The sequence below is a fragment of the Collinsella aerofaciens genome (genome assembly GCF_040910325.1).
Taxonomy (GTDB): Bacteria; Actinomycetota; Coriobacteriia; order Coriobacteriales; family Coriobacteriaceae; genus Collinsella; species Collinsella aerofaciens_BL.
This window is the reverse complement of record NZ_JBDGAV010000025.1, coordinates 13,935-32,606: the sequence shown is the minus strand read 5'-3', so window position 1 is coordinate 32,606 and position 18,672 is coordinate 13,935. Positions and strand designations below refer to the sequence as shown.

The window sequence follows — 18,672 nt, the reverse complement described above, 5'->3', positions numbered from 1 at the left end:
GGCCGCGGGGGCGTTCAGCTAACTGCGGGAATGGCCTATTTGCTCAATGTGTTCGGCTGAGATCGGAAATCAACCCATTTATCGCACCCTCGCCTTTTTTGCGGTTCCCGCTCTGGTGGGTGGTACCTTCCAGGTTTTGTTTTCGGTACCGGGCCTTTGCGTCGGTATAACGCTGAGCATCCTGCTGCTCTACATCATCTACCAGGAGCAGCTGATCTCGACCGACCCGTTGACTGGCCTCAACAATCGCAACCGTTTTGAGACCTATATGCTGTCGCTGTTCTCGGGTGCTGACCAGGCCGATGATGTGTATCTGCTTATGATGGATGCCGACGGCTTTAAGCAAATTAACGACCGGTATGGACATGTTGAGGGCGATCATGCCCTCCAGGTCATATCTGCTACGCTCAAAGAGGTCTGCTCGGCGTCTGGTGGTTTTATCGCACGTTATGGCGGCGATGAGTTCGTGGTGCTCCAGAAGGCAGCGGCGGAACAGGACATCATAGACCTGTGTTCGGCGATTAACGACGAGCTCGCTCATGCCGAGGTGCCGTATCTGTTGCGGATGTCCATCGGCTATGCACGGGTCGGTGATGATGTCGATACCTGGCAAGACTTACTTCGCGCTGCCGATGCGGAGCTCTACCGCGTCAAGGCCGAGAAAAAGAAAGCCGGCGCCCAGATACGCTAGAAAAAGGGCGCACGACCGTTGCGATGGTCGTGCGCCCTTTTTGCGTTTGCGGGGGCCACCGGCCATAACGCCCAGGCGCGGTGCGGCAAGACGAGCGTCTGCCGCCGCGGTTCGGTACGAAATTAACGAGAACCAGTGCACTCCATTAAGCTGAAGTGTGCGAACGCCCTCTCTAAAAAAGTGAGCTCGCTAGGCTTTTTTGGGTTTGTTGACGATGATGATGCCGCCGCAGACCAACAGCAGGGCAACGATGACGGTAACGGGGCTTGTGCCAGCACCCTCGCCGAGCAGCAGGGCGCTCAGCAGCACGCCAAAGACGGGGTTCATAAACCCAAAGACCGAGACGCGGCTGACGGGGTTGACAGCAAGCAGGCGCGACCACAGCGAGTAGGCGACCGCGGAGATAAGCGCCATGTAGATGATGAGCGCGATGGCGGGGGCAATTTCGGTGGGGGACAACGTGCCGCCCATCAAAAACCCGATGGCGGTAAGGACCACGCCACCGACTAAAAACTGCCAGCCGGCGAGCAAGACGCCGTCGTGCTCGCGCGAGAAGATGCCAATCAGGCAGGTCGAAAGGGCACCCGCGACGGTGGAGGCTAGGATAAAGCCCTCGCCATCGAGCCTGAAGCCAAAGGTGCCATCCGCGCCCGAAAGGTTGACGAGAGCGACGCCGGCAAAGCCCAGCGCACAGCCAAGCACCTTGGCCGTATTGAGCTTCTCGGTGCGAAACGCCAGGGCGGCAAAGAGGATTGCGAGGAAGTTGGCGCTGGCCTCGATGATGGAGCTCGACATGGCGCTGGCGCGCGAGAGGCCCAGATAGAAAAAGAAGTACTGCCCGATAGTCTGGAAGAGCGACAAGACAAAGATGGGCTTGATGTCGCGAGCCTGCGGAATGAGGGGGCGGCGTTGGGCCGCACTCATCCCAACGATAACCAGGGCGCCGGCAAGCGTGAAGCGCAAGCCCGCAAAGAGCAGCTGCGAGGCGCTATCGTGCGCTGGGATACCAAAGAGTGCGTAACCGATCTTGATACAGGGAAAGGCCGATCCCCAGAGTGCACAGCAGACGAGGCAGCCCAGGATGAGTCCGGGCAGGGTGGCGAGATACGGCTTGCGGCTTTCCATGATGTCCTTCCTACATGCGCGAAGCAAAAAAGAACCCGCCACCGGATGTGCCGGTGGCGGGTGTTGTTACCCGAAGGGATTGTACCCGATGGGAAAGGTTTAAGCGAAGTAGGCCACGCCGCTCTCAAAGATCGGCATGAACTTATCGCCGGGGACATGCTCGGGCACGTTGCGGTACAGGTTGTCGCCGCGACGCTCGGCATGGCCCATCTTGCCCAGGACGCGGCCGTCGGGGCTCGTGATGCCCTCGATGGCGAGTGCGGAGCCGTTGGGGTTGACGGAAAGGTCCATGCTGGGCTTGCCGTTCTCGCCCACGTACTGCGTGGCGACCTGGCCGTTGGCGATCAGCTGGGCGAGCACTTCGTCATTGGCGACAAAGCGGCCCTCGCCGTGGCTGATGGCGACGGTGTAGGGGTCGTCCAGGCTGCACTGCGACAGCCACGGGGACAAGTTGGACGAGATGCGGGTGCGCACCAGACGGCTCTGGTGGCGACCGATGGTGTTGAACGTCAGCGTGGGCGCATCGGGCGTGGCGTCGACGATGTCGCCGTAGGGCACCAGGCCGAGCTTGATCAGGGCCTGGAAGCCGTTGCAGATGCCCAGCATCAGGCCATCGCGGGCCTTGAGCAGGTCGCGGACTGCCTCGGTGACCTCGGGAGCGCGGAAGAACGCCGTGATGAACTTGGCAGAGCCGTCGGGCTCGTCGCCGCCCGAGAAGCCGCCGGGGATCATGACGATCTGGCTTGCACGGATGCGGCGGGCAAGCTCGTGGGTGCTCTCGGCGACGGCCTCGGGCGTGAGGTTGTTGATCACGAAGGTGTCGGCCTCGGCACCGGCGGCACGGAAGGCGCGGGCGCTGTCGTACTCGCAGTTGTTGCCGGGGAACACGGGGATGATCACGCGCGGGCGGGCGATCTTGGCGCCGCCGTACACGTGGATGTCCTTGGCGCGGAAGTCGATGGTCTCGACCTCGGGGGTCTCGCCGGCGCTGCGGTAGGCGAAGACGCCCTCGATGCCGCTCTCCCAGGCCTCCTGGAGCTCGGCGAGCTCGATGACCTCGGAGCCGGTGTCGATGACATAGCCCTCGACGGTGGTGCCCAGGGGCTCGACGACAACGCCGTCGGCGACCTCGGGCAGCTCGGCATCCTCGGCGAGCTCGACGATAAAGCTGCCGTAAAGCGGGGTGAAGAGGCTCTCCACGTCTACATCCTCGGCAAGCTCGATACCGATCTGGTTACCGACGCACATCTTAAAGAGGCTCTCGGCGCCGCAGCCGTAGCCGGGCGTGGAGATGGCCAGGGCGTTGCCGGTAGCAGTGAGCGCCTCGACGGCGTCAAACGCGGCGAGCAGCTGCTGGGCGTCGGGACGGTAGTCCTCGCCATAGGTGGCGGGGGCGATGCGGACGACTCGGTGCGTGAGGCCCTTGAACTCGGGCGAGACGGCGCGGGCGGCCTTGCCCACGGCGACGGCGAAGCTGATCAGGGTCGGCGGAACGTTGAGCTCGCCGGTCTCGTCCTCAAACGAACCGCTCATGGAGTCCTTGCCGCCGATGGCGCCGGCACCCAGGTCGACCTGGGCCATGAGGGCACCCAGGACGGCAGCCATGGGCTTGCCCCAACGCTCGGCCTCGGTGCGCAGACGCTCGAAGTACTCCTGGAAGGAGAGATAGGCGCGCTTGTGCTCAAAGCCGGCAGCCACGAGCTTGGCGATGGACTCGACCACGGACAGGTAGGCGCCCGCAAACTGGTCGGCCTCCATCAGATAGGGGTTGAAGCCCCATGCCATGGCACTCGCCGTGGTGGTCTCGCCGTCCACGGGGAACTTGGCGACCATGGCCGAGCTGGGGGTGAGCTGCGTCTTGCCGCCAAAGGGCATGAGTACGGTCGCGGCGCCGATGGTGGAGTCGAAGCGCTCGGAAAGGCCCTTGTTGGAAGCGACGTTGAGGTCGGTGACGAGCGAGGTCATGCGCTCGGCGAGCGTGGTGCCGGCCCAGCTGGGCTGCCACACGCTACGGGCGCACACGTGGGCGACCTGGTGCTTGGGTGCGCCGTTGGAGTTGAGGAACTCGCGGGACAGGTCGACGATAGCGACGCCGTTCCAGGCCATGCGCATGCGCGGCTCAGCGGTAACCTCGGCGATAACGGTCGCCTCCAGGTTCTCCTCGGCGGCGTAGCCCATGAACTCCTCGACGTCACCGTCGGCGACGGCGCAGGCCATGCGCTCCTGGGACTCAGAGATAGCGAGCTCGGTGCCGTCCAGGCCGTCGTACTTCTTGGTCACGGTGTCCAGGTCGACATACAGGCCGTCGGCAAGCTCGCCCACGGCGACTGAGACGCCGCCGGCGCCAAAGTCGTTGCAGCGCTTGATCAGACGGCAGGCGTCGCCGCGGCGGAACAGGCGCTGCAGCTTGCGCTCGACCGGGGCGTTGCCCTTCTGGACCTCGGCACCCGAGGTCTCGATGGACTCGGTGTTCTGGGTCTTGGAGGAGCCGGTGGCGCCACCGATGCCATCGCGGCCGGTGCGGCCGCCCAGCAGGATGATCTTGTCGGTGGGGGCGGGGCACTCGCGACGAACGTGGTTTGCCGGGGTAGCGCCCACGACGGCGCCAACCTCCATGCGCTTGGCCACGTAACCGGGGTGATAGAGTTCGTTGACCTGACCGGTGGCAAGGCCGATCTGGTTGCCGTAGCTGGAGTAGCCGGCGGCGGCAGTGGTCACGAGCTTGCGCTGCGGCAGCTTACCCTCGAGCGTCTCGGAAACCGGGACGGTGGGGTCACCGGCGCCGGTGACACGCATGGCCTGGTACACGTAGCTGCGGCCCGAGAGCGGGTCGCGGATGGCGCCGCCCACGCAGGTGGCGGCACCGCCGAAGGGCTCGATCTCGGTCGGGTGGTTGTGGGTCTCGTTCTTAAACAGGAACAGCCAGTCCTGGTCCTCGCCGTCGACATCGACCTTCACCTTGACGGTGCAGGCGTTGATCTCCTCGGACTCGTCGACATCGGTCATGACGCCGGTCTTCTTAAGGTACTTGGCGCCGATGGTGCCCATGTCCATGAGGCAGACGGGCTTGGCGTCGCGGCCGAGTTCGTGGCGCATCTCCATGTAGCGGTCGAAGGCTTGCTGCACCACGGCGTCGTCGATCGTCACGTCGTCCAGGACGGTGCCGAAGGTGGTGTGGCGGCAGTGGTCGGACCAGTAGGTGTCGATCACGCGGATCTCGGTGATGGTGGGGTCGCGGTCCTCATCGCGGAAGTACTGCTGGCAGAAGGCGATGTCTGCCTCGTCCATGGCAAGGCCGCGATCGGCGATAAAGGCGGCAAGGCCGGCCTCGTCGAGCTCGCGGAAGCCGTCGAGCACCTCGACGGGCTGGGGCTCGGGGGTCTCCATGTACAGCGTCTCGGGCAGGTCGAGCGAGGCGATGCGAGCCTCGACGGGGTTCACCACGTAGTGCTTGATGGCATCGATGGCGGCCTCGTCCAGAGCGCCCGAGATCATATAGACCTTGGCGGAGCGCACGGCGGGGCGCTCACCCTGGCTGATGAGCTGCACGCACTCGCTGGCGGAGTCGGCGCGCTGGTCAAACTGGCCAGGCAGGAACTCGACGGCAAAGACGGCGCCATCGCTTGCGGGGAGTTCGTCGTAGGTCACATCGACCTGGGGCTCGCTAAAGACGGTCGGCACGCAGGAGCGGAAAAGCTCCTCGTCGATGCCCTCGACGTCGTAGCGGTTGATGATCCTCAGGGCCTCGATGCCCTTGATGCCGAGAATTTCGGTCAGCTCGCCCTTGAGCTGCTGAGCCTCGACGTCGAACCCGGGTTTCTTCTCCACGTAGATACGAGAGACCATTGGTTCCTGCCTTCCTGATCGGTTGGGCGTACGGTACGGTATGCGGCAGCGGTCGGTTTGCGGGGTCTGCCCTGCGGTCGCCTTGAGCCACATGTTTGTAAACCTCACTATGATACGACAGCTCGCGGCGCGTTGAGGACGGCGAGGGTGCTACAGTGAAGCGCAAACAAGAGAAAGGCATCACATGGCATTCGTTTCGCTCGCCATCATCGCACTCGTGGCCTTTGCGAGTCCTTTTATCGCCTCGGCGATTCCCGGAAAACCCGTTCCCGAGACGGTCTTTTTGCTCGTGCTCGGCGCGGTGCTGGGACCCCATATGCTCGGCGTCATCCATGTAGATGCTGAGGTCTCGCTTGTGTCCGAGCTGGGCCTGGCCTTTTTGTTCCTGCTTGCCGGCTTTGAGATCGACCCCAAGAGCATCACGGGCGTCGAGGGGCGCTACGGCTTGGCGACGTGGGTCGTCACGTTTGGTATCGCCTGGCTTGCCGTGCGCTTTACCCCGTGGTTCTCAGTCAGTCATTTCGACGGTATCGCCGTGACGCTTGCCCTCACTTCGACGGCGCTCGGTACGCTCGTGCCCATTATGCGTGAGCGCTCGCTCACCGGCACGCGCGTGGGCGACTCGATTCTCGCGTATGGCACTTGGGGCGAGCTCGGTCCCGTGCTCGCCATGTCGGTGCTGTTGTCTGCCCGCACTGGCATCCAAACGCTCGTTATCCTTGGCTTGTTTGCGGTGGTTTGCGTGTTGCTGGCCGTGGTCCCGAGCCGCTCCAAGCGCGTCGGCAGCCGCTTCTTTGCGTTTGTTGAGGAGCGCGCCGATACCACGTCGCAGACCTTCGTGCGCCTGACGGTGCTCATCCTGGTCACGCTCGTGGCATTCTCGGCTGTCTTTGATCTCGACATCGTGTTGGGTTCTTTTGCCGCCGGCTTTGTCCTGCGCTATATCATCCCCGAGGGCAACCATACGCTCGAGACCAAGCTCGACGGTCTGGCCTACGGTTTTTTGATTCCGGTGTTCTTTACCGTATCGGGCGCAAAGATCGATCTGACGGCCGTGGCGTCGCGCCCGGGTCTGCTCGTGGGCTTTATCGTGGCGTTGTTGATTATTCGTGCCGTGCCCATTCTTATTTCCATGAGCATTTGTCCTGCGACGCGCGATGTGTCGGCGTATGGTCGCATTACCGTGGCCCTGTACTGCACCACGGCGCTGCCGATCATCGTTGCCGTGACGAGCGTTGCCGTCAACGCGGGCGCGCTGTCGCAAGACGTCGCATCGGTTATGGTCGCTGCCGGCGCCATCACGGTGTTCTTGATGCCGCTGCTCGCGCAGCTCTTCTACCGCGTGGTCGATGCAGCGCCGGTCACCGCCGTGGCAGAGGTTGCCGAGCATCCATCCGATGCGCTCGACATCCTGCGCGCCCACCACGACCTAGCGAGCTTGCTCGCGCGCGAGCATGAGCTGCTGACTTCGCATGGCCATGGTCGCGTATTCGAGGGCCTGCCTACGCTCGATACGATTGCCGAGCGTCTTTCCGCCGAGGCGGCGAGCGGCCACATCGATGCCCGCATCGTGGACGCTGCGCACCTGCTTGCCGATAAGACCTATGGAGACGAGGTCGACCCGTCCGAGCTGACTCCGCGCGAGCGTCGCCGCCTGGAGCGCGCCAAGCTCGCCGTGCGCGAATACCGCCGCCGCATGTTGGAGCTCTATGCGCGCGATGAAGCCCAGGACGACGACGGCAAGTAGTCGATACTCTCTCGGGGAAGCCGCGTCCCGCTTTGAAGGCTCGGAATGGGATGTGGTTTCCGAAACAGGGGCCGTTGGGAAGCTGTGTCCCGGAATGGGCGCCCGGAGTGGGATACCGTTTCCGCAGGAGGCCCATTGCGGAAACGGTATCCCAGAATCGACGTTCAAAACGGGGTGCAGTTTCCGCAAGGAGGTCCTGGGGAAACCGTGCCCCGTTCTGAGCTGAAATGCCGGGACGCAGCTTCCCTTACAAACAGAACAAGGCGCGCTGCCTGCGGTTGATGCAGACAGCGCGCCTTTTGCGTTGGGCCTCGTTGAGGTTCGAAGTCGTGGCTTGCGACCTTTAGGAGCGGGCGGCTCCGTCGACGGGGAGCACGGCGCCCGTGACATAGGAGGCCATGTCGCTCGCTAGGAAAACGAATGCGTTGGCGACATCCTCGGGCTCGCCCATGCGACCCAGCGGAATAGTGGCGATGATGGGCTTAATAACCTCTTCGGGCAGGTTGGCGACCATGTCGGTCTTAGTCACGCCGGGGGCAACGGCGTTGACGCGGATGCCCATGGGGGCGAGCTCGCGCGAGAGCGACTGGACCATGCCGTTGACGGCAAACTTGGACGTGGGGTAACCGACGCCGGAGGGCTGGCCGTACTTGGCGACCATCGAGCTCGTGGTAGTGATGGTGCCGCCGTGGCCGGCCTCGGTCATAATCTTGGCGGCCGCCTGGTGACCGTTAAAGACAGCGACGACGTTGAGGTCCATGACCTTTGCAAACTCCTCGGCCGTGTAATCCAAAAGGGGCGAGCGCTGGGAGATGCCGGCGTTGTTGACGACCGTATCGAGACCGCCCATGTCGGCTGCGGCCTGCGTAAAGGCCTCGGTCACGGCCTCGAGTGAGGTGAGGTCGCAGGAGCGGCCCCAGACCTTGGCGTCGGGATAGGCGGCCGCCAGCTTCTCAACGGCCGCGTCGGCAGTCTCCTGGCGCGAGCCAAAGACGGTGACGGCAGCGCCTTCCTCGATAAAACGGCAGGCGATCGCATAGCCGATACCGCGCGTGCCTCCGGTGATGATTGCTTTCTTGCCCTCGAGCAACATGGTGCTTCCTCTCATCGCGGGCGGACATACACGGCACAGCATAGCGGCGGCAAAATACAGCTGCCGTCGCATATCGGCAAACGGTATCCACGGTTGTTGACGAACGGTCAAGTTGTTCAAACGTTAGTCGACCAGTTCGCTCAAAGGATGTAGCAAAAGGGGCTCCCATCCAATCGGATAGGAGCCCCTTTTGCGTTATTTGATTTGCCGAGAATCGGGCTAGTTGGCCATAACGCCTTCGGTCCAAGCCTCAACGTCCTCAATGCGCAGGACGTTGGCGACCTCGGCCACGCAGTCGACGCTGGCAAGCTCGGCGGCGGCAGCCTGGACGTCCTTCTCGAGCGCGCGGTGCGTCAGGAAGATGACCGAGCAGGCATCGCTGACGCCCGACTTGCCGTCCTCGACCTGGTTGATGAGCGAGATCGAGATGTTGTGCTTGGCAAAGATGTCGACCGTCTCGGACAGGGCGCCTACGCGGTCGGCGACTTTCAGGCGCACATAGTACTTGGTCTGGAGCTCGTCCATGGGCTTAAAGGCGAGGTTGTGACCATAGGGCTCAATCTCGGGCAGAGGAGCAACGCCGCGGCTGATCTGCTCGGAGAGCGACAGGATGTCGCCCACGACGGCACTCGCGGTGGGGAAGGAGCCTGCGCCGGCACCGTAGAACATGGTCTCGCCCACGGCGTCGCCTACCACGTAGACAGCGTTCATGGCGCCGTTGACCTTGGCAAGCATGTGGTCGGCGGGGATCAGCGTGGGATGCACGCGGACGTCGACGCCGGCGTCGGTGTTGCGTGCGATGCCCAGCAGCTTGATGGTGTAGCCGAGCTCGCGGGCCTGGGCAATGTCCTCGGCGCCGATGGTACGGATACCCTGCTGGTAGACATCGTCGGTGGTCACGCGGGTGCCAAAGCCGATGGAAGCGAGGATTGCCGTCTTGCTGGCGGCGTCGAAGCCGTCGACGTCGGCGGACGGGTCGGCCTCGGCATAGCCCTTGGCCTGCGCGTCGGCAAGCACATCGGCGTAATCGGCGCCCTCGGCGTCCATGCGCGACAGGATATAGTTGGTGGTACCGTTGAGAATGCCGGCGATGGTCAGGATCTTGTTGCCCACCAGGTCGTGCTCGAGCGTGCTCACGATGGGGATGCCACCGCCACAGCTGGCCTCGCACTTAATCTGCACGCCGCACGCGCGCGCCTTCTCGGCGAGCGTCTCGACATGACGGCCCAGCAGGGCCTTGTTGGCAGAGACGACGTGCTTGCCGTTCTCGAAGGCGGTGGTGAAGATTTCGGTCGCGGGATGCTCGCCGCCGATCAGCTCGACGACGATATCGACGGCGGGGTCGGTGACGACGTCATGCCAGTCACTCGTAAAGGCCTCGCGCTCAATACCGGCTGCCTCGGCCTGCTCCCAAGCAAGCGCGCAGGCGCGGGTCAGCTTAAGGTCGATGCCGTAGGCTGCCAGGTACTCATCGTGGTGGCTCTTGATCAGGCGGGCCACGCCGCCGCCGACGGTTCCAAGACCGATCAGGCCGACGTTCACGGTGCGCAGGGGTTCGCTCATAGATAGCTCCTTCGTGCATCTTATGGATGGATTAACCGCTTAAAGGTTGAGTGCATTCTAGCGTGAACCGAGGGCGCGTGCTCGCCAGGCAACAGGAGTCGCACAAAACGGCACCCCCGAAACGCTGCGGAAACATTGGAAACATGCTCGCTACAAACGAACTTCCGTAACAAACTGTCAACGTTTGCACCATAAGGTTTGCCCTGTGCGACTGGGGCATGCAGGCGCTCGTCGGCCCCGTCACGACCGGTGCTGCCGTCGCCGTCTCGGGTGAGATCGCCGACGATATGCTCATGACCCCGTTCTCCGCCGACGACGAGAAGAATGCCGACTTCGTCAAGGCCTATAAGGATGCCTACGACGAGACGCCTAACCAGTTTGCCGCCGACGCCTACGATTGCGTCCACGCCATCGCCGAGGCCATCGACAAGGCGGGCATCGATATTACGGCCGATGGTGCCGACATCGCCGGCGACCTTGCCAAGGCCATGCGCAAGATCAAGATCGAGGGCCTGACGGGCGAGCTCACGTGGAACGACGAGGGCCAGGTCGAAAAGCCCGCCATGGCCTATGTGATCCAGGACGGCAAGTACATCGCCGCCTAAGTGCGCATAAAGCGCGACCGGTGAGGCCGTTTTATTCAGGGCAGGGACGCCTGTAACAGAACGGAAACATTACTTTCACACAATAAAGTGGCATTACTGCATAAAGCAATGGAAATACGCATAAATATGGATAAATGGACAAAGCAAAAGAAAAGTTGAAATAATCGCCACTTTTCTCAACTAAAGCGTCTACTATTTTGCGAACGCCGAACACGGCGAAGGATGGCCTGTCGGGTAACCGAAACCCGACGAGATTTGAGAGGAGAGCCGCATGTCGAGCCTCACCGGTAAGTCATTGAACCCTGTTATGAATCGCAGGAGCGTTATCGCGAGCGCAGCAGGTCTGGGGGCGATGTCCATTCTAGCTGGCTGCTCCTCCAACGGCGGCGACAGCGGTTCCGCTTCGAGCGACGCTTCGTTTAAGATCGGCACCATCGGCCCGCTGACCGGCGCCAACGCGTCCTACGGCAAGTCCGTTACCCAGGGTGTCGAGCTTGGCTGCAAGGATTTTTCGACCAAGGAGCTGCCGCTTGCCAGCAAGGCCGAGGATGACCAGGCCGATGGCGAGAAGGCCGTCAACGCCTTCAACACCCTGCTCGACTGGGGCATGCAGGCCCTCGTCGGCCCGACCACCACGGGTGCGTCGGTTGCCGTTGCCGCCGAGTGCGGTAACGACCCCAAGACGTTCATGATCACCCCGTCCGCGTCCTCCGAGGACGTCACCGACGGCAAGGATTGCGTCTTCCAGGTTTGCTTCACCGACCCCAACCAGGGTGTCAACGCTGCCAAGTTCCTGGCGCAGAAGTATGCGGACGAGAAGTTCGTGCTGTTCTATAACTCCGGCGACGCCTATTCTTCGGGCATCGCAGATTCCTTTAAGGTCCAGGCCGCTGAGTCCAAGCTCGAGATTGTTGACGAGGAGACCTTTAAGGACGACTCCGCCACGAGCTTTACCAACCAGCTGACCAAGGCCAAGCAGGCCGGCGCCACCATGATCTTTGCGCCGATCTACTACACGCCGGCGTCCGTCCTGCTCAAGAACGCCAAGGACATGGGCTACGACGTCAAGATGATGGGCTGCGACGGCATGGACGGTATCCTGGGCGTTGAGGGCTTCGATACCTCTCTTGCCGAGGGTCTGCTGCTCATGACCCCGTTCTCCGCCGACGACGAGAAGAACGCCGACTTCGTCAACGCTTACAAGGATAAGTACGGCGATACCCCCGACCAGTTTGCCGCCGACGCCTACGACGGCGTGCACGCGGTGGCCGAGGCCGTCAAGGAGGCCGGTCTTGGTGTCGACGCCGACCCGACCGAGGTCGCCGAGAAGCTGTCCAAAGCTATGCTCAAGATTACCGTTGACGGTCTGACCGGCAAGCTCACCTGGAACGATAAGGGCCAGGTCCAGAAGGAGCCCACGGCGTACGTCATCACCGACGGCAAGTACGTACAGGCCTAATTGGCCGCCTTACATAGAGCGGTTTTGATCCCAAGCAGGGGAGGTTTTGGCCTTCCCTGCTTGCTTGGTATCTAGGGACAGTGTAACGTCCCTGTTTCATACATTAAATGGAAACCTATTCGAAAGGGGGATGTGGAACATGACGGTCTTTATCCAATACCTGGTCAACGGCCTGTCCATGGGCAGCGTCTACGCCATCATCGCGTTGGGCTACACCATGGTCTACGGTATCGCCAAGATGCTGAACTTCGCTCACGGCGACGTCATCATGGTCGGTGCCTATGTCTCGTTCTGTGCCACGTCGTATCTCGGCCTCCCGGGCTGGGCATCTGTAATTCTCTCTTGTGTGGTTTGTACCGTTCTCGGTGTTCTCATCGAGGGTCTGGCATACAAGCCGCTGCGCCAGGCGGGTCCGCTGGCCGTTCTGATTACGGCTATCGGTGTGTCCTACTTCCTGCAGAATGCCGCACAGCTTCTGTGGGGCGCCACGCCCAAGAACTTTACTTCGCTCGTTACCTTCCAGGTGCCGGAGTTCTTGGCCAAGTTCAACGTAAGCGCCGTCTCGCTCGTCACCATCGTCGCCTGCCTGGTTATCATGGCCGGCCTGATGTTCTTTACAGGTAAGACCAAGATGGGCAAAGCCATGCGCGCCGTGTCCGAGGACAAGGCCGCCGCTCAGCTCATGGGAATCAACGTCAACCGCACCATCTCGATGACGTTCGCCATCGGCTCTGCCCTTGCCGCCATCGCCGGCGTGCTGCTGTGCTCCTACTCGCCGGTGCTGCAGCCCACGACGGGCGCCATGCCTGGCATCAAGGCTTTCGACGCCGCCGTCTTCGGCGGTATCGGTTCCATCCCCGGTGCCTTTGTCGGTGGCATTCTCATCGGCATCATCGAGGCGATGGCGCAGGCCTACATTTCCACGAGCCTTGCCAACTCCATCGTCTTTGGTGTTTTGATCATCGTCCTGCTCGTCAAGCCTGCCGGCCTCTTGGGCAAGTACGTCCCCGAGAAGGTGTAGGTGAGCGGTATGAAGTTTCTTAAAGACAAGCAGACGCGTCACGACTTTGTCACGTACGCCATGTGCATCGTGGCCTTCGCCATCGTGTTCTTTATGCAGTCTAACCACATGATTCCGCGCATGATCGCCGGTCAGCTGGTTCCCATCACGGCCTATATCGTCATGGCCATCTCCCTTAACCTCGTCGTCGGTATCGCGGGCGACTTGTCGCTGGGCCACGCGGGCTTTATGAGTGTCGGCGCCTATACGGGAATCGTCACCGCCGTCGCGCTGGAGAGCGCCGTTCCCTCCGATCCGGTGCGCCTTATCATCAGTATCGTGGTCGGCGCCATCGCTGCCGCCATCCTGGGCTTCTTGATTGGCATCCCGGTCCTTCGTCTGAGCGGCGATTACCTGGCTATCGTGACGCTGGCCTTTGGCGAGATTATCAAGGAGATCGTCACCTGCCTCATTGTGGGCGTCGATTCCCGCGGCCTGCATGTGATCTTTAACATCACGGGTAACTCCACGATCGATGACCTGCACCTGCTCGAGGACGGCACCGCCATCATCAAGGGCGCCCAGGGCGTCTCGGGCGTGTCGACGTACTCGACCTTCCTCGCCGGTGCCATCCTGGTCATGGTCGCACTCGTGATCGTACTCAACCTGGTTCGCAGCCGTACCGGCCGTGCCATTATGGCCGTGCGCGATAACAAGATTGCAGCCGAGTCCGTAGGCATCTCCGTCACCGAGTACCGCATGATCGCCTTCGTGGTTTCCGCTGCCCTCGCCGGTGCTGCCGGAGCCCTCTTCGGCGGTAACTTCTCGCAGCTCTCCGCCACCAAGTTCGACTTCAACACGTCCATTCTCATCCTGGTGTTCGTGGTCCTGGGCGGTCTGGGCAATATGCGCGGCTCCGTCATCGCGGCGGCGCTGCTCACGGTGCTTCCCGAGCTGCTTCGTCAGTTCTCGGACTACCGCATGCTCATCTACGCCATCGTGCTGATCCTGGTCATGATCTTTACCAACAATCCGCAGCTCAAGGCGTTCTTCGGTCGCGTCAAGGACCGCTTTGCTTCCAAGAAGGAGGTGGCAGCCGATGCCCAGTAAATTTGAGTTCAACAAGGGCAAGATGGTCCCGTATCCTTCTGGCGCCATCGTTCCCGACCGTGACCTAGGCGAGCGCCCGGCACTCGAGTGCATCCACCTGGGCATTGAGTTCGGTGGCCTTAAGGCAGTCGACGACTTTAGCCTGACTATCGGCAAGACCGAGATTGCCGGTCTGATCGGCCCCAACGGCGCCGGTAAGACCACGGTCTTCAACCTGCTCACCAAGGTGTATCAGCCCACGCACGGCACCATCCTGCTCGACGGTGAGGACACCTCGGGCAAGTCGGTCTACCAGGTCAACCGCATGGGTATTGCCCGTACCTTCCAGAACATTCGCCTGTTTAATACCATGACGGTGGAGGATAACGTTAAGGTCGGCCTGCATAACCAGGAGCGTTACTCCGGCTTTGAGGGCGTGCTGCGCCTGCCGACGTATTGGAAGCACGAGAAGGCTGCTCACGAGCGCGCCATGGAGCTGCTGTCCATCTTTGATATGGAGCATCTGGCAAACGAGCAGGCCGGCTCGCTGCCTTACGGCGCCCAGCGTCGTCTGGAGATCGTCCGCGCGCTTGCCACCAACCCCAAACTGCTGTTGCTCGACGAGCCTGCCGCCGGCATGAACCCGTCCGAGACCGCGGAGCTCATGGAGAACATCGTTAAGATTCGCGACACCTTCGGCATTGCCATCATGCTTATCGAGCACGACATGTCGCTCGTCATGAATATTTGCGAGGGTATCTGCGTGCTCAACTTTGGTAAGGTCATCGCCAAGGGCACGGCAGAGGAAATCCAGAACAACGACGCCGTTATCGAGGCGTATCTGGGTAAGCAGGATAAGGGGGAGAACTAAATGGCAGAGCCGATGCTTTCCGTCTACAACATCAACGTCTGGTACGGCGCCATCCACGCCATCAAGGATATCTCCTTTAACGTTAACGAGGGCGAGATCGTGGCCCTGATCGGCGCCAACGGTGCCGGCAAGTCTACAACGCTCAAGACCGTCTCGGGCCTGCTGCGCTCCAAGACCGGCTCCATCAAGTTTATGGGCGAGGATATTACCCATACGCCCGCTGATAAGCTGGTTGGTAAGGGCCTGGCTCAGGTTCCCGAGGGTCGTCGCGCCTTTTTGCAGATGACGGTCGAGGAAAACCTGGAGATGGGTGCCTATACGCAGCCCAAGTCCACGGTGGCTCCGGGCCTGGAGCGCGTCTACGAGCAGTTCCCGCGCCTGAAGGAACGTCGTCGCCAGGTCGCCGGCACCCTTTCGGGCGGCGAGCAGCAGATGCTCGTTATGGGGCGCGCCCTTATGAGTAACCCCAAACTGCTTATGCTCGACGAGCCTTCCATGGGTCTGGCGCCGATTCTGATTGAGCAGATCTTCCAGATTGTCGAGGACCTGCACAAGGCCGGCACCACGGTGCTTCTGGTCGAGCAAAACGCACAGATGGCTCTTTCCATCGCCACACGCGGCTACGTGCTCGAGACCGGCAAGATCACCATGACCGGCACCGGCCAAGAGCTCCTGCACGACGACAACGTCCGCAAAGCCTACCTGGGTGGTTAATCCATTCAACAAAGGGGGCGCTGACCAACCCGGTCAGCGCCCCCTTTTAAGTTGCGGTGGAATAGGGACTAAATGGGAGTCTCAGAGGCCAAAACAGTCCCTATTCCACCGCAACTTCATGGGGATGTGTGACAATGCCCGTCGGAAAACGTCTGTTGTCTTTGGGGGTCCATCTATGCTGTACGAGTTTTGTGCCGAGAACTTTGAGCGAGTGCCAGCGGCCATCGAGGCCGGTGCGAGGCGCATTGAGCTGTGTGACAACCTCGCCGTCGGTGGCACCACGCCTTCGGCCGGCGTTATCAGCGCTACAACCAACTATGCCCACGAACACGATGCACGGGTGATGTGCATGATCCGTCCGCGTGGCGGCGACTTTCACTACAACCAGGATGAGCTGCGCATGATGGAGATGGACTTGGGCCTTGCCGTGAGTGCGGGCGTTGACGGCTTGGTCTTTGGCTGCTGCAAACCCTGCGCTGGCGGATGGGCGCTCGACGAGCTTACGCTTGGCGCCCTCGTGATGGCTGCGGGCTGCGCGACCGAGGAATGTAAGCGTGATCCCATCGACATCACCTTCCACATGTCATTTGACCAGCTCTCGCCCGAGGCTCAGCTCGATGCGATTGATACACTTGCCGACTGCGGCGTTACGCGCATCCTCACGCATGGCGGCGCTGCCGGTACGTCGATCGAGGATAATTTCGATTACCTGACTCGTTTAATCGAGTATGCGGGCGATCGTTTGACCATCCTTCCCGGCGGCGGCATCACTACGGCAAATCGCGACGCGGTCGCGGCGGCGCTAGGCGTCTCCGAGCTCCATGGCACCAAGATCGTGCCGCTGGAGGTATAACCCGTGGCGCTGGTATTTGACGTTCAGCAGGCGAGCGGTAAGCCCGACGATAATCGTCGCCCTGGCACCGCGTGCCCCTTTTGCGACACGGAGGGACTTGCCAACATCATCCAGCGCGATGGTGACTGTATCTGGCTCGAGAATAAGTTCAAGACCTTGCGGGCCACACGTCAGACCGTATTGATCGAGTCTGCCAATCACGACGCCGACCTGGTGACCTATGAACCGGATGAGCTGCATCATGTGATGCGGTTTGCCCTGGGCTGTTGGCAGCAGATGATCGATTCCCAACAGTACCGCAGTGTGCTCATGTACAAGAACAAAGGCCCGCTTTCGGGCGGCAGCCTCGTCCATCCACACATGCAGATTGTGGGCCTGGAACAGGAGGACGGCTATGCGGCGCTGACCTCAGCCAACTTTGAAGGCATCAGTGTCTGGCAACAGGGGAGAATCTCGGTCGACATCTCAACCGAACCGATCATGGGGTTCTTTGAGGTCAACGTCTCGGCTCCACAGGGAATCGCCGCCAGCGACGACGCCCGCGACCAAGCCGAAGCGGACCTGTTTGCCGATGCGATTCAGGTGGCCCTGCGCTATATCCTGCACGAGCACCATGGCGGTCGCGCGGAGTCGTACAACTTGTTCTTCTACCACATGGACGGCCGGACCATTGCCAAGGCTCTGCCACGTTGGGTGGTTTCGCCCTACTTTGTGGGCTATCGTCTGGCCCAGGTCAATGCCGAGACCACGCTCGATATCGATGCTGAGCGCCTGCGTGCGCATCTGGAAACGCTCGCGTAGCAAGGCGAGCGCCTGCGAAAAGAGTGCTGCTTAGCGTGCCATCGCGTCGCGCCCGGCCTCGACCCGCTTGCGCTGTTTGGCGCGCTCCTCGCCGGTCAGACGTTCAAAGAGATGTCCGATAAGCGAGGCGAGTACCTGCTGAAACATCGTGCCGCACATGACGGGGAACACGACCTCGCCGGGAAAATACTGTGTGGCGATGACGGCGCCCGAAGAGATATTGCGCATGCCACAGGTAAAGCACATGGTGGTCGTCTCGCTATACGGCAGATGCAGGACACGTGCGACCAGGATGCCGATGATAAAGCCACTGATGGCGAACGCCAGGATAAAGAGGGCGACTTCCAGGCGTACCATGTTCATGTGCAGCACGTACTCGCTCATGGCGGTGGAGTTGGACGCGATGACGCCCATCATCATGAACTTGCAGGCGGGCGAAAGCGCGGGGGAGAGTTTCTCATGACCCCAGCCGCGCGTGAGTTCGTTAATGACGATACCGAGCACGGCGGGTATGGCGATCATAAAGGCCATATTCTGCATCATGCTCGGCACGTCGATCGAGACGGTGGCGCCCAGCAGGAGCTTGAGCGTAAGAGGAATCGTCACAGGTGAGATGACCGAGGACGTCAGGATGATGGTGAGCGCGAGCGGGCCGTTGCCGCCGAACATGCTAATCCACATAAAGGCAGTGACTGCCACGGGTACGCTGTACTCGAGCACGATGCCACAGACAAGGTTGGGATTGGAGCCAAAGAACAGTGAGCCCATGGCATACGCTGCGATGGGGATGATCACAGCCGAGACAAATAACGCCAAAATCAGATGCAGGGGACGATGGAACACCTCAGCCACCTGATGAAAGGTGTTGCTGAGCGCACCCTGAAACGTCATGAAAGCAAACAAGGTGGGAACGATGGGCTTGAGAACGCCGATCTGCTGGGGAAAGAGCACGCCGAGCGCCACACAAATCGGAACGATGACCTGCATGTGCCCCGCGAGAAACTTGCCCAGTCCAACCCATTGTTTCATATACTCTTGTGACTCCCTTTGCTCGTGAATTCGTTTTGAATGGATATGCTAGACGCTCGCATGCGTCCGTGCGTCAGAAACGCTCGAATATTTCGAGGCGATTACCGGCATCGTTTACCGAAACCGCGGCGTGCTGCGGCGATTTGCGTCCGCGCTGCACGGTATAATAAATCCGTTCAACAGATC

General features: G+C 61.3%; 15 protein-coding genes. 10 read left to right on the top strand and 5 right to left on the bottom strand.

What is annotated here, in order from left to right; translation table 11 throughout:
- Positions 1–46 precede the first annotated feature (46 nt).
- On the top strand, positions 47–691 hold the full coding sequence (locus AB5Z25_RS09185) for a GGDEF domain-containing protein (protein WP_368135371.1): 645 nt from the start codon (positions 47–49) through the stop codon (positions 689–691).
- 189 nt (positions 692–880) lie between these two features.
- Here the strand turns inward: AB5Z25_RS09185 and AB5Z25_RS09180 are convergent, their stop codons facing one another.
- Positions 881–1,816 carry a DMT family transporter gene (locus AB5Z25_RS09180; RefSeq protein WP_368135369.1) on the bottom strand — a complete coding sequence of 312 codons (936 nt, stop codon included), beginning with the start codon at positions 1,814–1,816 and terminating at the stop codon, positions 881–883.
- 99 nt (positions 1,817–1,915) lie between these two features.
- A complete protein-coding gene (locus AB5Z25_RS09175) occupies positions 1,916–5,662 on the bottom strand; it encodes a phosphoribosylformylglycinamidine synthase (protein ID WP_368135368.1) in 3,747 nt (1,248 codons plus the stop codon).
- Positions 5,663–5,846: 184 nt separating this feature from the next.
- On the opposite strand from AB5Z25_RS09175, the gene AB5Z25_RS09170 reads away from it, so the two are divergent.
- Entirely contained in the window at positions 5,847–7,409 is a 1,563-nt protein-coding gene (locus AB5Z25_RS09170) for a cation:proton antiporter domain-containing protein (protein ID WP_368135367.1), read from the top strand.
- A gap of 343 nt (positions 7,410–7,752) precedes the next feature.
- Here the strand turns inward: AB5Z25_RS09170 and AB5Z25_RS09165 are convergent, their stop codons facing one another.
- Together AB5Z25_RS09165 and AB5Z25_RS09160 are read right to left on the bottom strand one after the other, a co-directional pair.
- Complete coding sequence (locus tag AB5Z25_RS09165) at positions 7,753–8,502, bottom strand: SDR family NAD(P)-dependent oxidoreductase (RefSeq protein ID WP_347478261.1); 750 nt, start codon at positions 8,500–8,502, stop codon at positions 7,753–7,755.
- Positions 8,503–8,721: 219 nt separating this feature from the next.
- Positions 8,722–10,065, bottom strand: coding sequence for a homoserine dehydrogenase (locus AB5Z25_RS09160; protein WP_117655181.1), 1,344 nt, complete (start codon positions 10,063–10,065; stop codon positions 8,722–8,724).
- 218 nt (positions 10,066–10,283) lie between these two features.
- Here AB5Z25_RS09160 and AB5Z25_RS09155 point away from each other — a divergent pair, with 218 nt between their 5' ends.
- From AB5Z25_RS09155 to AB5Z25_RS09120, 8 genes are all read left to right on the top strand, one after another.
- A complete protein-coding gene (locus AB5Z25_RS09155; RefSeq protein ID WP_368135366.1) occupies positions 10,284–10,670 on the top strand; it encodes an ABC transporter substrate-binding protein in 387 nt (128 codons plus the stop codon).
- Positions 10,671–10,941: 271 nt separating this feature from the next.
- On the top strand, positions 10,942–12,129 hold the full coding sequence (locus tag AB5Z25_RS09150; RefSeq protein ID WP_368135365.1) for an ABC transporter substrate-binding protein: 1,188 nt from the start codon (positions 10,942–10,944) through the stop codon (positions 12,127–12,129).
- Positions 12,130–12,268: 139 nt separating this feature from the next.
- Positions 12,269–13,150, top strand: coding sequence for a branched-chain amino acid ABC transporter permease (locus AB5Z25_RS09145; protein ID WP_117582912.1), 882 nt, complete (start codon positions 12,269–12,271; stop codon positions 13,148–13,150).
- 9 nt (positions 13,151–13,159) lie between these two features.
- Positions 13,160–14,239 carry a branched-chain amino acid ABC transporter permease gene (locus tag AB5Z25_RS09140; RefSeq protein WP_368135373.1) on the top strand — a complete coding sequence of 360 codons (1,080 nt, stop codon included), beginning with the start codon at positions 13,160–13,162 and terminating at the stop codon, positions 14,237–14,239.
- Entirely contained in the window at positions 14,229–15,089 is an 861-nt protein-coding gene (locus AB5Z25_RS09135) for an ABC transporter ATP-binding protein (RefSeq protein ID WP_055287178.1), read from the top strand. The genes AB5Z25_RS09140 and AB5Z25_RS09135 overlap by 11 nt, the downstream gene beginning before the upstream one ends.
- Entirely contained in the window at positions 15,090–15,803 is a 714-nt protein-coding gene (locus AB5Z25_RS09130; RefSeq protein WP_006234438.1) for an ABC transporter ATP-binding protein, read from the top strand.
- Between the two features lie 175 nt (positions 15,804–15,978).
- Positions 15,979–16,656, top strand: coding sequence for a copper homeostasis protein CutC (locus AB5Z25_RS09125; protein ID WP_368135364.1), 678 nt, complete (start codon positions 15,979–15,981; stop codon positions 16,654–16,656).
- 3 nt (positions 16,657–16,659) lie between these two features.
- Entirely contained in the window at positions 16,660–17,457 is a 798-nt protein-coding gene (locus AB5Z25_RS09120; RefSeq protein ID WP_260699352.1) for a DUF4931 domain-containing protein, read from the top strand.
- Positions 17,458–17,487: 30 nt separating this feature from the next.
- Here AB5Z25_RS09120 and AB5Z25_RS09115 read toward each other — a convergent pair whose 3' ends face one another.
- Positions 17,488–18,486, bottom strand: a complete 999-nt coding sequence (locus tag AB5Z25_RS09115; protein WP_368135363.1) for a bile acid:sodium symporter family protein — start codon at positions 18,484–18,486, stop codon at positions 17,488–17,490.
- Between the last annotated feature and the right edge of the window lie 186 nt (positions 18,487–18,672).

Bases quoted from the DNA above. Each gene is read 5' to 3' on its own strand.
- AB5Z25_RS09185 (WP_368135371.1), top strand. From the start codon at position 47: ATGTGTTCGGCTGAGATCGGAAATCAACCCATTTATCGCACCCTCGCC.
- AB5Z25_RS09180 (WP_368135369.1), bottom strand. From the start codon at position 1,816: ATGGAAAGCCGCAAGCCGTATCTCGCCACCCTGCCCGGACTCATCCTG.
- AB5Z25_RS09175 (WP_368135368.1), bottom strand. From the start codon at position 5,662: ATGGTCTCTCGTATCTACGTGGAGAAGAAACCCGGGTTCGACGTCGAG.
- AB5Z25_RS09170 (WP_368135367.1), top strand. From the start codon at position 5,847: ATGGCATTCGTTTCGCTCGCCATCATCGCACTCGTGGCCTTTGCGAGT.
- AB5Z25_RS09165 (WP_347478261.1), bottom strand. From the start codon at position 8,502: ATGTTGCTCGAGGGCAAGAAAGCAATCATCACCGGAGGCACGCGCGGT.
- AB5Z25_RS09160 (WP_117655181.1), bottom strand. From the start codon at position 10,065: ATGAGCGAACCCCTGCGCACCGTGAACGTCGGCCTGATCGGTCTTGGA.
- AB5Z25_RS09155 (WP_368135366.1), top strand. From the start codon at position 10,284: ATGCAGGCGCTCGTCGGCCCCGTCACGACCGGTGCTGCCGTCGCCGTC.
- AB5Z25_RS09150 (WP_368135365.1), top strand. From the start codon at position 10,942: ATGTCGAGCCTCACCGGTAAGTCATTGAACCCTGTTATGAATCGCAGG.
- AB5Z25_RS09145 (WP_117582912.1), top strand. From the start codon at position 12,269: ATGACGGTCTTTATCCAATACCTGGTCAACGGCCTGTCCATGGGCAGC.
- AB5Z25_RS09140 (WP_368135373.1), top strand. From the start codon at position 13,160: ATGAAGTTTCTTAAAGACAAGCAGACGCGTCACGACTTTGTCACGTAC.
- AB5Z25_RS09135 (WP_055287178.1), top strand. From the start codon at position 14,229: ATGCCCAGTAAATTTGAGTTCAACAAGGGCAAGATGGTCCCGTATCCT.
- AB5Z25_RS09130 (WP_006234438.1), top strand. From the start codon at position 15,090: ATGGCAGAGCCGATGCTTTCCGTCTACAACATCAACGTCTGGTACGGC.
- AB5Z25_RS09125 (WP_368135364.1), top strand. From the start codon at position 15,979: ATGCTGTACGAGTTTTGTGCCGAGAACTTTGAGCGAGTGCCAGCGGCC.
- AB5Z25_RS09115 (WP_368135363.1), bottom strand. From the start codon at position 18,486: ATGAAACAATGGGTTGGACTGGGCAAGTTTCTCGCGGGGCACATGCAG.